Here is a 13,800-nt window from a genome sequence, read left to right as displayed (position 1 = left end):
TCCCGGCAAGCTGCGAGACTGCGGCTGTGCCACCGGCACTACTTGCGCGCTGCGGCTTCCAGGGCGGCGATCCGTTCGGAGCAGACCTCGTGGACCACGCGGCCGAGTTCCTCGACCCGCTCGCCGAGCCAGGTCAGCTCTTCCTCGCTGATCTTGTAGTGCTTGGAGTAGCGAGCCTTGGTGTAGGCTTCCTTCAGCTTCTGGAACATCGCGCGCTCGCGGCGGCTTTCCTCCAGCCAAATGCCGTGGAGCCGCCGATCGAGACCTTCCGCGAGTGAGCGCAGGAAGGCGATGTTGTGGTTGTAGGGCGTGTAGAAGGTCAGGGTGAGAAGGAGCCCTTGGTAGAGGCGTTCGGTGGCTTGATGTAGTTCGAAGGCCGCCTTCTTCTGCCAACCCCGTTCGCTAGCTTCCTTTCCTTGTATCAGAAATTGAAGTGCAGAAGGCAGGTACTCGTCGAAATACTCCCGTGCCGCTTCCAGCGCCTGCTCCGGCGTCTTTGGCTTGGGCGTGGCGAGTTCGCGGTCGTCGGCTTCGTAGAGCGCGATGCCATCCTTTGCGACCTCCATGAAGAACACGCGGCCGTGTGCGAGGCCATCGTTCACCTCATGCAGGCAATGCACGATGAAGTTGACCGGCGTGCGCAGCGTCTTCTCGATCGTATAGGCCCGGATCAGCCGTTCCTCGGCCTTCGCCCAGTACGCCGCGCGGTCGGTCATCTCCTTCTGGCTGACGATGACCAGGATGTCGTAATCGCTCTTGTACTGGTTGGCCGACATCGGCGCATCGACCCAGTCGCCGCGTGCATGGCTGCCGAACAGTATGATCTTGAGAATGCGCGCGCCCTTGCGCGGGCCGGTCGCGTTCTCGGTCGCGGCACCGAACTCGTCGAAAATGATCTCGACGATGCGCTCAAGCTCGCGCTGCTTGTTTGCGGGAAGATGATCGAGATCGGTGCGCATGTCCGATGAATCTTCGAGCAATATCCGATCAATGGCAAGCGCGGCCGAAACATGCCTCTCTGTGTAAGCTAATGGCCAGAAATTCGCGCGGCGCGAATCACGAGTCTCGAAAAGCGCCAGTTGGCATCAAGAGACGCGGGCACTTGGCAACCGGAAGCCCCTCGCTTGTCGGCGAGCGGTAGTGAGACTCCGCCATTCTAACGCACCTCGGTTACTTTCCGGCGCAGTTCGCCGCAGCCCGCTGCCGAGCGCCGTCGCATCCTCTTGAGAGAACTTACCGTGGGACCGAAGCTGCGTGCGGGTCGTCACGCTTGCTGAGAAAGGAAACTCATATGTCGTCGCCTGACAAGATACTTCGCCTCAGAGAAGTCCTGGATCGCACCGGACTCTCGCGCTCGACGCTCTATCGCAAGATCGCCGAGGGGACGTTCCCGTCCCAAGTAAAAATCGGTGCGCGCAGTGCCGGATGGTACCTAGCCGATCTTGATCGCTGGTTCGCTGACCCCATGGGGTATCGCTCCGAAGAGCCCGACCCAGAGCCGAGTTGGGACGAAGAGGAGGAGATTGGCGTAGATGCGGTTATGCCGGGGGCGGCAATCCTTCTGCTCCCGGTAGTCCTGCCCATCGCGCTGCAAGTCGGGACTCATAACGATGGGCCAGCACACCCGATCTGATGCCCGAGGGCAGTCAAGTGGCTGCACGGCCGACCTTAGCGCTCGGGAGGTGTCCGAATGGATCGTTTTTTCCGGACGCGCTTCCTTGCTCCGTCGGCCGTGCGGCAGAAAGGCTCCCACGATCCCCTTGCCAGCAGGCGAGGCGCGTCGCCTGGTAAAGTTAGCGCCCGACCCAGTGCTCCAAGGGTGTAATCGCACGTACTTGATGTCCTGAAACACCGTGATCATCTGTCGTTACATTGTCACGTTGACCACGAACGGTCATCAAACCGTGAATCGCCTGTAACAATTGCCTGTCATGTGCCTGACGTGAAATGCATTCGCTAGCGGAGTGCGGGCGGTGGGCGAAGAACGGATCAATGGGCTTCGGGGCGGACTGGCCGAACTGGCGACGATAGCGAGCCTGCCGCCGGTAAGGAGCGCGATTCCGGAGCCGGTCGACGGCAAGCGGCGAAAGTTCCGCACAATCTGGATCAGCGACATCCATCTCGGTACCAAGGGCTGCAACGCCGCGATGCTGATCGACTTTCTCGACAGCACCGACAGCGAGACCATGTACCTCGTCGGCGACATCATTGACGGCTGGCGGCTGAAGAAGAAGGTCTACTGGCCGGCGGAGCACAACGATGTGGTCTGGCGCATTCTCAAGCGCGCCAAGCGCGGGACGCGGATCGTCTACATCCCCGGCAATCACGACGAGATGCTCCGCCCGTTCTCGGGCATGAACTTCGGCGGGGTCGAGATCCGGCGCGCGGCCTTTCACGATACGGCCGACGGGCGCCGGCTGATGGTGCTCCACGGCGACGAGTTCGATGCGATCATGCTTGCGCACCGCTGGCTCGCGGTGGTGGGCGATGTCCTCTACCACCTGCTCATGGGGCTCAACCGATGGGTCAACCTCGTGCGCAAGGCGTTCGGACTGCCGTACTGGTCGCTGTCGAAAGTGGCCAAGCACAAGGTCAAGAACGCGGTCGAGTTCATCAGCCGCTATGAGGAGATTGTCGCCCGTGCCGCGGCCGAGCGGGGTGTGGACGGCGTCGTGTGCGGCCATATCCATACTGCCGAAATCCGCGCCTTCGACGGCATTGAATACTACAACGACGGCGACTGGGTGGAAGGCTGCACCGCGCTGGTCGAGCATTTCGACGGGCGCATGGAGCTGCTCCACTGGCCCGAGGAAATGGCGCGGCGCGCGCAATATGACGTCGCGGCCTCACCTACGCGCAAGGCGGCTGCATGAGCCGGATGGAGGTAGTCGTGCCCGAAGCGGACGCCGTGCGGCCCTATCCGCATCGGATCGCCATCGTCACCGACGCCTGGGCGCCGCAGATGAACGGCGTGGTCCGCACCCTCGCGGCAACATGCGATGTCCTCCGCAGGCGCGGGCACGAGGTGGAGGTAATCTCGCCCGAAGGCTTCCGCTCGCTGCCATGCCCGACGTATCCCGACATTCGCCTGGCGATGCCGCTGCCCGGCGCGATCGGGCGGCGCCTTACGGCCCTGGCGCCCGACGCGATCCACGTCGCCACCGAAGGGCCGCTGGGCCTCGCCGCACGGCGGTTCTGTACGGTGCGCGGTATTCCCTTCACGACCGCCTACCACACGCAGTTTCCCGAATACGTCGCCCGGCGCACCGGCCTCTCGCCCGCGCTGTTCTGGCGCTACATTCGCTGGTTTCACGCGCCTTCGCGCCAAGTGCTGGTCGCGACAGAGAGCATTCGCGAGGAACTGCGCGCGCACGGCCTGCGCCGCCTCCATCCCTGGAGTCGCGGGGTCGATCTGACCTGCTTCAATCGGGACGCGCCGGCACCGCCCGAGTTCGACGACCTCCCGCGACCGATCCAGCTCTATGTCGGCCGCGTCGCGGTGGAGAAGAATCTCGAGGCGTTTCTGGGCGGCAGCTATCCGGGCAGCAAGGTCGTCGTTGGTGATGGCCCCGCCTTCGCCGAGCTCAGTGCAAAGTTTCCCGATGCCCATTTCCTCGGGCGCCGCAGCGGCCGTGCATTGGCGGGATGCTACGCCCATGCCGATGTCTTCGTCTTTCCCAGCCGGACCGATACCTTCGGACTGGTCATGATCGAGGCGCTCGCTTGCGGGACGCCGGTCGCTGCGTTTCCCGTGCCGGGGCCGCGCGACATCGTGACCGATCGAGTCGGTGCGCTGTCCGAAGATCTCGACCGGGCGATTGCCGGCGCCGTGTTCAGCGACCGCGCAGACTGTGCCGAGCTGGGCGCACGCTATTCGTGGGATGCGGCGACCGATCAGTTCCTCGCCGGGCTCGCGGCCCTCGACGCGGAGCCGCTCGCCGCTTGAGCTTCCCGATGGGGGAGGCCGAAAAGCTTGCCCTTGCATGACGCATCGCCTAAATCGCCTGTGCAACGGCCGCTCCGCGAGGGGCGGCCCTTATATTTTCAGGACAGTTTCGATCATGGCGCAACCCACCCCGCTGATGCCGCATGCGACCGCCACCTGGCTCGTCGACAACACTTCGCTCAGCTTCACGCAGATCGCCGACTTCTGCGGCCTGCATATCCTCGAAGTCCAGGCGATGGCCGACGACCTCGCGGGCAGCAAGTACACCGGGCGTGATCCGATCCACTCGGGCGAGCTGACGCAGGAGGAAATCGAGCGCGGTCAGGCCGATCCGAGCTATGCGCTCAAGATGCAGCGCGCGCCGGTCGAAGTGACGCGGACCAAGGGCCCGCGCTACACCCCGGTGTCCAAGCGGCAGGACAAGCCCGACGGTATCGCCTGGATCCTGCGCAACCATCCGGAGATTTCGGATGCGCAGATTTCCAAGCTGATCGGCACCACGCGCAACACGATCGCGGCGATTCGCGAGCGCAGCCACTGGAACATCCAGAACATCCAGGCGAAGGATCCGGTGACGCTCGGCCTGTGCTCGCAGCGCGAGCTCGACGCGGTTGTTGCCAAGGCGGCGAAGAAGGCCGGCGCCGACGGTGAAGCGCCAGTACCAGCGGCCGACTCGGGCACGGATCGCGAGAAGCTGATCGCCGAACTGCGTGCCGAGCGCGAGGCGAACGAGAAGGCCGCTGCCGAAGCCGCCCAGGAAGCCGAAGCCGCTGCCTGGCTCGAAGCCCGCCGCGCCGCGGAGAACGAGGGCGACGAACAGCTCTGAAGCCGCCGGCCTCGCTGACGCGGGGAGCGCTCTTCCTCTCCTCTCGCGATCCCGGCTTTCGCCGGGATGACGGCGTGCGTGTGTCCGCACCGTCCCTGCCGGCTGGACCGGTGTCAGAAAGTCCTTGCCCTCGCGCACGGTCTCGCGCATCCATGTTGACATGGATGTCAGTAAGGCGCCTTATCAGCATGCCGCCCCGTGGGACACGCCGTTCGAGCCGGTAACGCTCCCCGATCTCTTCGCGCGCGCGGCAGAGCGGCGGCCCGATGCACCGCTGGTCGACTTCCTCGGGCGGATCTATTCCTACCGGGCGCTTTATGGGGAAGCGCGGCGCTTTGCGGCTGGCCTGCAGGAATTGGGCATTGCCCGTGGCGACCGGGTAGGGCTGTTCCTGCCCAACGTGCCCATTTACGTCTCCGCCTATTACGGCGCGATGATGGCTGGGGCGGTGGTGGTGAACTTCTCGCCGCTCTACACCGTCGAAGAGCTCAACCAGCAGGTCGAGGATTCGGGCGCCCGAATCCTCGTCACGATCGACGCCGCAAGCCTGCTGCCGACGGCGCTGGAAGTGCTCGATCGCTCTCCGCTCGAAACGCTGGTCGTCGGCCGCCTGGGGGCGATGCTGACGCCGCTGAAGCGGATCGCGCTCAAGCTGCTGGGCCGCAAGAGCATCGCGGCCATCCCGGCGCGGACGGATGTCCGCGAGTGGAGCGGCATGCTGCCCAAGGGCGAGCCTGCGCCCGTCGCGCTCTCGCCCGCCGATTTGGCGCTGCTGCAGTACACCGGCGGCACGACGGGCCGGCCCAAGGGCGCCATGCTCACCCATGCTAATCTGGCGGTCAATGCGATGCAGGTCGACGCGATCGATCCGTTCGACCGCGACGAGCCGGACGTGATCATGGGCGCGCTGCCGCTGTTCCACGTCTTCGCCAACACCTGCGTGCTCAACCGCACGGTCGCGAAAGGCGCTTGCATCGCCATGGTACCGCGGTTCGATGCGAAGCAGGTGCTGCAGACGATCGAGCGCACCCGCGTCACCGCCTTTCCCGGCGTGCCGACGATGTTCCAGGCGCTGCTCGACCATCCGCGGATCGGCCGGACCGATTTCTCCTCGCTCAAGGTGTCTATCTCGGGCGGGGCGCCGCTGCCTGCGCCGGTGCGCGAAAAATTCGAGGCGGCGAGCGGCGCGCGGCTGGTGGAAGGCTACGGACTGACCGAGAGCGCGGGCGTGGTCTCGACCAATCCCTACACCGGGCTGCGCAAGCCGGGCACGATCGGGCAGGTCATCCCGCAGACCCGCGTGATGCTGCTCGACAAGGAAGATCCCACCAGGCCCGCACCGGACGGGGAACCCGGGGAGCTGGTCATCGCCGGGCCGCAGATCATGCAGGGCTACTGGAACCGCCCCGATGCCGCGACGAACGCCTTTGCCGATCTGGGCGGCACGCGCTGGCTGCGCACCGGCGACGTTGCCGAGATCGACGAGGACGGCTTCATCACCATCGTCGACCGGATCAAGGACATGATCGCCGTCGGCGGGTTCAAGGTCTTCCCAAGCCAGGTCGAAGCCGTGCTGCTCGAGCATGCGGCGGTCAAGGAAGCGCTCGTGATCGGGGTGCCCGACGCCTATCGCGGAGAGATGCCGCAGGCTTACGTGACCCTGGCCGAGGGCGCCGAAGCGACCGCGGCCGAGCTCCAGACCTGGCTCAATGCCCGCGTGGGGAAGCACGAGCGCGTCTCCGGCGTCGTCATCCGCGAGGAACTGCCCAAGACGATGATCGGCAAGCTCGACCGCAAGGCCTTGCGCGCCGAGGTGCTGGTGGACGCGTAGCGGCGCTTCGGGCTTAGCCCGAGGCTCAGGTCGCCAGCGTCAGCTTCGGTTCGCCGTCATCACTCGCTGGGACCGGCGCGGCCGGCTTGTCGGCCCCGCGCTGGTTGGGCGCACGGTGGGCGAAGCGGCCTTCGACCTGGGCGCCCTGCTCGATGGTCAGAGCGTCGTAGTTCACGTCGCCTTCGACCCGAGCCGACTTCAATACGACGAGGTGACGCGCGGTGATCGAGCCGGAGATCCGGCCGGCGAGGCGCGCCGTCTCGGCACTGATCGCGCCTTCGATCACGCTCGTTTCGCCCTGGACGAGCGAATCGCAAGCGATGTCGCCCTCGATGCGGCCGTCGACGTGAAGCTCGGTGGAGGCGGACACGTCGCCCTTGATGGTGACGTCGGCTCCGATCACGGAGAACGTCGAACTGGAAGGTGCGGGGGGCCTAGCCATTGGAATCGCTCCCGCCGACTCGGGCTCTGGCTTCTTTGAGAACATCGGGCGCTGTCTCCAGGAAGGGCCGCGGATTGACCGCGCGGCCGTTGATGCGGACTTCGAAGTGGAGGTGCGGGCCGGTCGAGCGGCCGGTGCTGCCGATCGCGCCGATCACGTGTCCAGCGTCGACCTGCTGGCCCACTTTGGCGGAAAACTTCGACATATGGGCGTAGCGGGTGGTCAGGCCGTTGCCGTGAGTGATCTCGACCACGTTGCCGTAGCCCGACTTGCGACCGACGAAGCTGACGCGGCCTTCCGCCGCGGCGAAGATCGGCGCGCCGACCGGACCGCGGAAATCGAGGCCCTTGTGCATCGCGCCGTGGCCCGTGAACGGGTCGCGGCGATAGCCGAAGCCGGACGAAATGTACTTGAGATTGGCAGGCTCGAACTGCGGAATGCCGTCGAGACCCTGCTCGAGCGCGGCCATCTGCGCGAGGCTGAGGCCGAGGCGCTCGAAACGCGGATCGACTTTGCCGTCGGCGCCGGTCGCGAGCAGTTCGAGCGGACCACCCATTGCGTCCTGCTGGGCCGAGCGCAGGATCGTGGACGGATCGAGACCAAGCGTGCGCATTGCCGTTGCCGCGCGTTCGGCGCGGTGGTCGGCAAAGCGGGTCATTTTCTCGACCAGCGCGAGCTGGCGCGCCTCGATCTCGGCCAGCGACCGCGCTTCGGGGAAGACCGCGCTGACCTTGGCGACGGTTTCCGCCGCTTCGCCGGTGGAATCGCTGACCGGTGCCTGCCCCTTGATGTCGTCGGGCAGCATCTCGGCCATTTCCTCGAGCACCGTCTGGCGTTGTTCGAGATCCTTCGCGACGGAGGTAAGATCGTCGCCATAGGCGTCGAGCCGCTCTTCCGATGTCGCGACTCGCGCTTCGCGTTCGAGCAGCGACATGCGGTCGGCTTCAGCGCGGAACTGGCTCCAGCCCATGATCGCGAGGCTGACCATCCACGCGACGAGCGCCGCCGAGGCGATCCCTGCGGCGGTCATCTGCACGCGCGATGAAATCCGAATGAAACGGACCTGTCCCTGGGATCGCATGAAGAATTCACGATCCGGGAACCAAGCCCGAAGGCGGTCCACCCATCCGCCTACGGTTGAGCTAGTCACCAAAATTACGACCCCTATGCCGTCCTTTTATTCTGGCGGGGCCGCTAGCATGGGAGGGGCCTCGGGTCGAATCGTGAAATAAAGTAAAAGGGCGAATCGAACGACTCACACGCTGAATCGTTTCCAGGTTACGAAATTAACCCAAGTTCTTCGCAAATGGCTTCACCCGGTCGTGGAGCGAATCCGCGCCTGACAGACCTGGCCACCACTGCTAGGCCGCGGCAATGGGCTTGATCACACGCGGCCGCCTGAGGCCGATCTCCCCCTGATGCGTGCACGCCGGATCGGTCTGCTTGGCGGCAGCTTCAATCCCGCGCATGGCGGGCACCGCCGGATATCGCTCTTCGCCGCCGAGACGCTCGGGCTGGACGAAGTCTGGTGGCTCGTCTCGCCGGGCAATCCGCTCAAGCCGAGGGCCGGCATGGCTCCGCTCGCTGCGCGAGTGAAGTCGGCGATCCGCCAGGCGCGCCGCGCGCCGATCCGCGTCACCGCAATCGAGCGCGAACTCGGCACCCGGTACACGGTGGATACGCTGCGGGCGCTGATCCGGCGCTATCCGGACCGCGAGTTCGTGTGGCTCATGGGGGCGGACAATCTCGCGCAGTTCCACCAGTGGAAGGATTGGCGCGGCATAGCGCGTGCGATGCCGATTGCGGTGATCGCGCGGCCCGGCTATGATGGCGCGGCCTTCGCAAGCCCCGCGATGGCATGGCTGCGCCGACATCGGGTCGAAGCTGCCGAGTTCAGGAACAGGGGCGACTGGAGTGCGCCGAGCCTGGTGACATTGCGTTTCGATCCGGATCCCCGATCGGCCACGGCCATCCGCCGTGCCGACCCCGAGTGGGCCGGGCGCTACTCGCAGGTTCCGCCGCGCGATCAGCTTACATTCCGCCGAATAGTCCCCATATCCCGGGGGGAGCGCGTGCAGGCGCCATGATGCGCATCGCCGCCCTCGCATTTTCTCTCGCAACCGTCAGGAGCGCAACAACCGCCTATGAACCAGGCGCAAACATCCATGCCCGAGCACGATTCGCAGCACCCGCCGGCGATTGAAGCCGAGCCGGGCTCGCTTCACGCGCTCGTCCTCGCGCAACTGGAGGACGACCAGGCGCAGGACGTCGTGTCGATCCCGCTCGCGGGCAAGTCGAGCATTGCCGATCACATGGTCATCGCCTCGGGCCGTTCGACCCGTCAGGTGGCCGCGATCGCGCAGAAGCTCGCCGAAAGGGTCAAGCAGGAAGGCCATGGGCCGGTGCGGCTCGAAGGCTTGCCCCAGGCCGACTGGGTGCTGATCGACGCCGGCGACGTCGTCGTCCACCTGTTCCGCCCGGAAGTCCGCAGCTTCTACAACCTGGAACGCATGTGGGCCTTCGGCGACGCTCCACCCGTGGCCGCCGGAACCGCCTGAGGCCGACAAAACATGCTTCTGCATGTCGTTGCGCGCGGCAAGATCGGGCGCTCGCCCGAGGCCGAACTGGTCGCGCGTTACGAGAAGCGGCTGACCTGGCCATTCAAGTCCACCGAACTGCCTGAGACCGGGGGCAAAGTGCCCGATCCGCAGGCGCCGGCGCGCACCGTGCTTCTCGACGAGCGCGGCAAGCAGCTCTCCTCCGAAGATTTTGCCGCGCTGCTCGGCCGCTGGCGCGACGAGGGCGTGCGCGAGGCGCGCTTCGTGCTTGGCGCCGCCGATGGCCATTCGGCGGAGGAACGCGCGGAGGCGGACCTTCTGCTCGCGTTCGGCAATGCGACCTGGCCGCACCTGCTCGCGCGCGCCATGCTGCTGGAACAGCTCTACCGCGCCACTACGATTCTTGCCGGACACCCCTACCATCGGGCAGGGTAGCGCAATGCCGCGTCGCGCGACGATCCTCGTCCTCACCATGACTGCTACCGCCGGGGTGATCGGCGGTATTGCTGCCGCGCAGCGGGCCGACGGCGTGTTCGATCCCGGTGACGCACGTGCCGCGCTCCGCGAGGCGCGGGAGGAAGCGCGGGCCGCGCAAGCGCGCGGGGCGCGGCTCGAAGCCGAAGCGCGCGCTGCGACCGAGGCGGCGGAGAAGACCGCGCGAGAGGCAGCCGCGCTCGCCGCGCGTATCCAGCAGGCGGAAGCCGACATCGCCGCCGCGGAGGCGCGAATCGCGCTGATCGACGGCCAGCGGCAGCAGCTCGACATGCGCCTCGCCGAGCGGCGCGAGCCGCTGCTGCGCCTCACTGCGGCCTTGCAGAAGTTCGCCCGCCGGCCGCTCGCGCTGTCGGCCTTGCGCCCCGGATCGCTCCGCGAGACGGTCTATCTGCGTGCCCTGCTGGAGACGACCGTTCCCGAAGTGCGCCAGCGCACCGCCGCCCTCCGCGCGGAGATTGCGCGCGGGGCACGGCTCGAAACCGAAGCGCTGCAGGCTCTCGCGGCCTTGCGCCAGAGCGAGGCGCAGCTCGGCGCGCGGCGCCAAAGACTGGTCGGGCTGGAAAGTCGGCAGAGGCTCGCGTCGCGCCGCGCCACGGGCGTCGCTGCCCGCGAGGCCGAGCGGGCGCTCGCGCTGGCGGAGGAGGCGCGCGATCTCGACGGGCTGATCGCAAGGCTCGACGACGCCAGCGCGCTGCGCCGTGACCTCGCCGCGCTTCCCGGCCCCATGATCCGGCCGGCAAGCCCCGAATCGGCTCGGGTTTCTGCCGCCACCGGCCCGACGCCAACGCCTTCCGCGACCGCGCCGCCCGACGATTTCCAGCTTCCCGTCGTCGGGCAGACCGTGGCGGGCTTCGGCTCGGTGTCCTCCGCAGGCGTGCGCAGCAATGGTCTCTCGCTGGCCCCGCGCCCGGCCGCGCAGGTCGTCGCCCCGGGCAGCGGCCGAGTCGCTTTCGCCGGCCCCTATCGCGGCTACGACCGGATCGTCATCATCGAACACGAGGGCGGGTGGACCAGCCTCGTCACAGGCCTTTCGCGTGTCGATGTCGATGTCGGGGAGGCGCTCGTTTCCGGCGCCCCGCTCGGCGTCGCGGCGGTCGACGCGCCGGTCGTGACACTCGAACTCAGGCGCGACGGCACACCGGTGAACCCGCTCGACTATCTCGGGTAGGAGGGCTGCGGCGCGGACCGCATCCTCATCTGGCATTAAGCCTGCGCGCGCGATAAAAGCGTTCTCGTAAAGGAGGCTTTATGGCCATCAAATTCGCCGATCTCGCCCGGTCGGCCGCGCTCGTCACTGCGGTGGCGCTCATTCCGGCGACCACTGCGGGCATCGCGCAGGTCGATGGCCGCGCCGGCTCCGAATTCGCGCGCCTGTTCGCGACGTACGAGCGGATTAAGGCCAGTTACGTCGAGCCGGTCGACGACGAGAAGCTGATCCGCGGCGCGATCGACGGCATGCTCGCCAGCCTCGATCCGCATTCCGCCTATCTCGACGGGTCGGACCTGCAGCGCCTCGAAACGATGATCGACGGCAATTACACCGGTCTCGGCCTGTCCGTGCAGATGGACGACGGCGCGGTGAAGATCATCTCGCCGTTCCGCGGCAGTCCTGCGATGGAGGCCGGGCTCAAGGCCGGCGACTACATCACGCACCTCGATGGCGAGCTGATCTATGGGGGCGACCTCGACGAGGCGGTCTCCCGCATGCGCGGGGCGGCCGGCACCTCGATCCGCCTGACCATCTTCCGCCCCGGGCGCGACGAACCCTTCGATGTCACGGTCACGCGCGGGCTGATCGAACTCGAACCGGTCACGCACGAACTCCAGTCCGGCAATATCGGCGTGATCATGGTCAACGAGTTCTCGCGCGACGTGGGGGCCGACGTGTTCTCCGCGTGGGAAGCGCTCTCGAAGGAAGCCCCGGGGGGCCTCAAGGGTCTCGTGCTGGACTTGCGGGCCAACCCCGGGGGCTCGCTCGATGAAGCAGTGGCGCTGAGCGACCTGTTCCTCGAGAAAGGCCGTATCGTCTCGCAGCGCGGCCGCGCGGCGGGAGAGACCTACGTCTACAACGCCGAGACGGTCTATCGCGGCGAGATCGCCAAGGGCGTGCCGATGATCGTTCTGATCGATGCCGGTTCGGCCTCCGCCAGCGAGATCGTTGCCGGTGCGCTGCAGGATCACCGCCGCGCCGTGGTCATGGGCCAGCGCAGCTTCGGCAAGGGCAGCGTGCAGACGCTGCTGCCGCTCGGTCCCGACGCCGCGCTCAAGCTCACCACCGCGCGCTATTACACGCCGGGGGGGCATTCGGTGCAGGAAGGCGGGATCGAGCCCGACATCGCCGTGCCGCAGCTTTCCGATCCGGATCTGGCCAAGCGGGCCAAGTTCATCCTGCGCGAATCGGACCTTCGCGGGCACCTCGTCAACGAAGCTGCCCTGAAGGATGAGGAGCTCGAGCGCGATCTGCGCGAGGATCCGCGCTTCACGATGACGGCCGACGAGCTGAAGGAGCAGGGGATCAAGGATTACCAGCTCCACTACGCGCTCGAAACGCTGCGCCGGACCGCTCCGACCGCTCTCGTGCACCGGAAGTAGAGCGCGTGCGGATGATCGAAACGCCTCACGGCCGGCTGGCCCAGCGGCTGGCGCTGGGCGTGCCCGCACTGCTGCTCGCCGGCGCCTACGTCTCGCAGTACGGCTTCGGCCTCTATCCATGCGAGATGTGCTGGTGGCAGCGCTGGCCGCATTTCGCGGCGCTTGCGCTTGCGTTGCTTTCCACCGTCGCGGTGCCCCGGCGGCTGTGGATTGCGCTGGCCGCGCTCGCCATCCTCGTGTCGGGTGCAATCGGGGCGTTTCATGCCGGTGTCGAATACGGCTGGTGGGAAGGCGTGACGGCGTGCGCGGTCACGTCGCAGGCCGGCACCGGCGACCCATTGGAAGCGATCATGAACGCGCCGATGGTCCGCTGCGATCAGGCGCCCTGGACGCTGGTCGGCATTTCGCTGGCGGGGTGGAACTTCCTGTTCTCGGCAGCAGGCGGCCTGGCGATCCTCTGGTTGCTGGCGAAGGAGCGGCGTACCTCATGACGAAACAGGATATCGCGCGGATGATCCGGGTCGACCAGGCAGGCGAGTTCGGCGCTACCCGCATCTATCAGGGCCAGCTCGACGTGATCGGCGACCGCGGCCCGCACGCGGCCGAGATCGCCGAAATGGCCGAGCAGGAGAAGGGACACCGGGCGAAGTTCGACGCCCTGATGGCGCGGCGCGGCGTGCGCCCGACCGCGCTGCAGCCCTTCTGGTCGGCGGCGGGCTACGCGCTCGGCGCGGGTACGGCGTTGATCGGGCCGGAGGCGGCCATGGCCTGCACCGCGGCGGTAGAGGAAGAGATCGACCGCCACTATTCGCAGCAACTCGACCGGCTTGCCGAAAGCGGCGCCGACCCCGAACTCGCCACGATGATCGACGAATTTCGCGAGGACGAGCGCGCGCACCGCGATGCCGCTCTCGCCGCAGGGGCGGAAAGGGCGCCGGCCTATCCGCTGCTGTCGGGGGCGATACGCCTCGGCTGCCGCGTCGCGATCAAGCTCGCCGAACGGGTCTGAGGGCCACGGGCGGGAACCGCTTTCGCCCTCCGCACGCTTCATATAGAGTTCACGGCTCGCGCCCGAGAATGGCGGGCAACGCAGATTAGGATAGCCATCGC

Annotated in this window: 15 protein-coding genes; 12 read left to right on the top strand and 3 right to left on the bottom strand. The window is 66.8% G+C overall.

The annotated features are described in order from the left end of the window. Positions 1–38: 38 nt before the first annotated feature. Positions 39–959 (bottom strand): HEPN domain-containing protein, encoded by a 921-nt coding sequence (locus D2V04_RS01725; protein ID WP_119511637.1) that lies wholly within the window; start codon positions 957–959, stop codon positions 39–41. A gap of 332 nt (positions 960–1,291) precedes the next feature. Between D2V04_RS01725 and D2V04_RS18330 the strand changes: the two genes are divergently transcribed. The 5 genes from D2V04_RS18330 to D2V04_RS01700 all read left to right on the top strand — a co-directional run bounded on the left by D2V04_RS18330 (position 1,292) and on the right by D2V04_RS01700 (position 6,603). After that, positions 1,292–1,633, top strand: a complete 342-nt coding sequence (locus D2V04_RS18330) for a helix-turn-helix transcriptional regulator (protein WP_119511636.1) — start codon at positions 1,292–1,294, stop codon at positions 1,631–1,633. Positions 1,634–1,964: 331 nt separating this feature from the next. After that, on the top strand, positions 1,965–2,873 hold the full coding sequence (locus D2V04_RS01715) for a UDP-2,3-diacylglucosamine diphosphatase (RefSeq protein ID WP_119511635.1): 909 nt from the start codon (positions 1,965–1,967) through the stop codon (positions 2,871–2,873). Then, the gene (locus tag D2V04_RS01710) at positions 2,870–3,946 is read left to right on the top strand and encodes a glycosyltransferase family 4 protein (RefSeq protein ID WP_407672027.1); all 1,077 of its coding nucleotides are present in this window, start codon (positions 2,870–2,872) and stop codon (positions 3,944–3,946) included. The genes D2V04_RS01715 and D2V04_RS01710 overlap by 4 nt, the downstream gene beginning before the upstream one ends. Positions 3,947–4,061: 115 nt before the next feature. Beyond that, entirely contained in the window at positions 4,062–4,772 is a 711-nt protein-coding gene (locus tag D2V04_RS01705) for a DUF1013 domain-containing protein (protein WP_119511634.1), read from the top strand. A gap of 160 nt (positions 4,773–4,932) precedes the next feature. Next, a complete protein-coding gene (locus D2V04_RS01700) occupies positions 4,933–6,603 on the top strand; it encodes a long-chain-fatty-acid--CoA ligase (protein WP_119511633.1) in 1,671 nt (556 codons plus the stop codon). A 25-nt stretch (positions 6,604–6,628) separates the two neighbouring features. Here D2V04_RS01700 and D2V04_RS01695 read toward each other — a convergent pair whose 3' ends face one another. Then, a complete protein-coding gene (locus D2V04_RS01695) occupies positions 6,629–7,045 on the bottom strand; it encodes a bactofilin family protein (protein ID WP_119511632.1) in 417 nt (138 codons plus the stop codon). After that, the gene (locus D2V04_RS01690) at positions 7,038–8,126 is read right to left on the bottom strand and encodes a M23 family metallopeptidase (protein ID WP_119511631.1); all 1,089 of its coding nucleotides are present in this window, start codon (positions 8,124–8,126) and stop codon (positions 7,038–7,040) included. The genes D2V04_RS01695 and D2V04_RS01690 overlap by 8 nt, the downstream gene beginning before the upstream one ends. 337 nt (positions 8,127–8,463) lie before the next feature. Here D2V04_RS01690 and D2V04_RS01685 point away from each other — a divergent pair, with 337 nt between their 5' ends. The 7 genes from D2V04_RS01685 to D2V04_RS01655 all read left to right on the top strand — a co-directional run bounded on the left by D2V04_RS01685 (position 8,464) and on the right by D2V04_RS01655 (position 13,699). Beyond that, positions 8,464–9,132 carry a nicotinate-nucleotide adenylyltransferase gene (locus tag D2V04_RS01685; RefSeq protein WP_119511630.1) on the top strand — a complete coding sequence of 223 codons (669 nt, stop codon included), beginning with the start codon at positions 8,464–8,466 and terminating at the stop codon, positions 9,130–9,132. Between the two features lie 78 nt (positions 9,133–9,210). Continuing rightward, entirely contained in the window at positions 9,211–9,603 is a 393-nt protein-coding gene (gene rsfS / locus D2V04_RS01680; RefSeq protein WP_119511712.1) for a ribosome silencing factor, read from the top strand. Positions 9,604–9,615: 12 nt separating this feature from the next. Continuing rightward, complete coding sequence (locus tag D2V04_RS01675) at positions 9,616–10,038, top strand: 23S rRNA (pseudouridine(1915)-N(3))-methyltransferase RlmH (protein ID WP_119511629.1); 423 nt, start codon at positions 9,616–9,618, stop codon at positions 10,036–10,038. A 4-nt stretch (positions 10,039–10,042) separates the two neighbouring features. Beyond that, positions 10,043–11,266, top strand: coding sequence for a murein hydrolase activator EnvC family protein (locus tag D2V04_RS01670; protein ID WP_119511628.1), 1,224 nt, complete (start codon positions 10,043–10,045; stop codon positions 11,264–11,266). An 80-nt stretch (positions 11,267–11,346) separates the two neighbouring features. Next, positions 11,347–12,690: a S41 family peptidase gene (locus D2V04_RS01665; RefSeq protein WP_407672026.1), complete on the top strand. Its 1,344-nt coding sequence runs from the start codon at positions 11,347–11,349 to the stop codon at positions 12,688–12,690. Between the two features lie 11 nt (positions 12,691–12,701). Continuing rightward, positions 12,702–13,181, top strand: a complete 480-nt coding sequence (locus tag D2V04_RS01660) for a disulfide bond formation protein B (RefSeq protein ID WP_119511627.1) — start codon at positions 12,702–12,704, stop codon at positions 13,179–13,181. Then, positions 13,178–13,699 (top strand): demethoxyubiquinone hydroxylase family protein, encoded by a 522-nt coding sequence (locus D2V04_RS01655; RefSeq protein ID WP_119511626.1) that lies wholly within the window; start codon positions 13,178–13,180, stop codon positions 13,697–13,699. The genes D2V04_RS01660 and D2V04_RS01655 overlap by 4 nt, the downstream gene beginning before the upstream one ends. Positions 13,700–13,800: the final 101 nt, after the last annotated feature.

The sequence above is a fragment of the Pelagerythrobacter aerophilus genome, assembly GCF_003581645.1.
Taxonomy (GTDB): domain Bacteria; phylum Pseudomonadota; class Alphaproteobacteria; order Sphingomonadales; family Sphingomonadaceae; genus Pelagerythrobacter; species Pelagerythrobacter aerophilus.
Note: the sequence above shows the minus strand (reverse complement) of the source record. Positions and strands in the feature narration are given on the sequence as shown.

Coding starts and splice junctions, on each gene's coding strand:
- D2V04_RS01725 (WP_119511637.1), bottom strand. CDS start 959: ATGCGCACCGATCTCGATCATCTTCCCGCAAACAAGCAGCGCGAGCTT.
- D2V04_RS18330 (WP_119511636.1), top strand. CDS start 1,292: ATGTCGTCGCCTGACAAGATACTTCGCCTCAGAGAAGTCCTGGATCGC.
- D2V04_RS01710 (WP_407672027.1), top strand. CDS start 2,870: ATGAGCCGGATGGAGGTAGTCGTGCCCGAAGCGGACGCCGTGCGGCCC.
- D2V04_RS01705 (WP_119511634.1), top strand. CDS start 4,062: ATGGCGCAACCCACCCCGCTGATGCCGCATGCGACCGCCACCTGGCTC.
- D2V04_RS01700 (WP_119511633.1), top strand. CDS start 4,933: ATGGATGTCAGTAAGGCGCCTTATCAGCATGCCGCCCCGTGGGACACG.
- D2V04_RS01695 (WP_119511632.1), bottom strand. CDS start 7,045: ATGGCTAGGCCCCCCGCACCTTCCAGTTCGACGTTCTCCGTGATCGGA.
- D2V04_RS01690 (WP_119511631.1), bottom strand. CDS start 8,126: ATGCGATCCCAGGGACAGGTCCGTTTCATTCGGATTTCATCGCGCGTG.
- D2V04_RS01685 (WP_119511630.1), top strand. CDS start 8,464: ATGCGTGCACGCCGGATCGGTCTGCTTGGCGGCAGCTTCAATCCCGCG.
- rsfS (WP_119511712.1), top strand. CDS start 9,211: ATGCCCGAGCACGATTCGCAGCACCCGCCGGCGATTGAAGCCGAGCCG.
- D2V04_RS01675 (WP_119511629.1), top strand. CDS start 9,616: ATGCTTCTGCATGTCGTTGCGCGCGGCAAGATCGGGCGCTCGCCCGAG.
- D2V04_RS01670 (WP_119511628.1), top strand. CDS start 10,043: ATGCCGCGTCGCGCGACGATCCTCGTCCTCACCATGACTGCTACCGCC.
- D2V04_RS01665 (WP_407672026.1), top strand. CDS start 11,347: ATGGCCATCAAATTCGCCGATCTCGCCCGGTCGGCCGCGCTCGTCACT.
- D2V04_RS01660 (WP_119511627.1), top strand. CDS start 12,702: ATGATCGAAACGCCTCACGGCCGGCTGGCCCAGCGGCTGGCGCTGGGC.
- D2V04_RS01655 (WP_119511626.1), top strand. CDS start 13,178: ATGACGAAACAGGATATCGCGCGGATGATCCGGGTCGACCAGGCAGGC.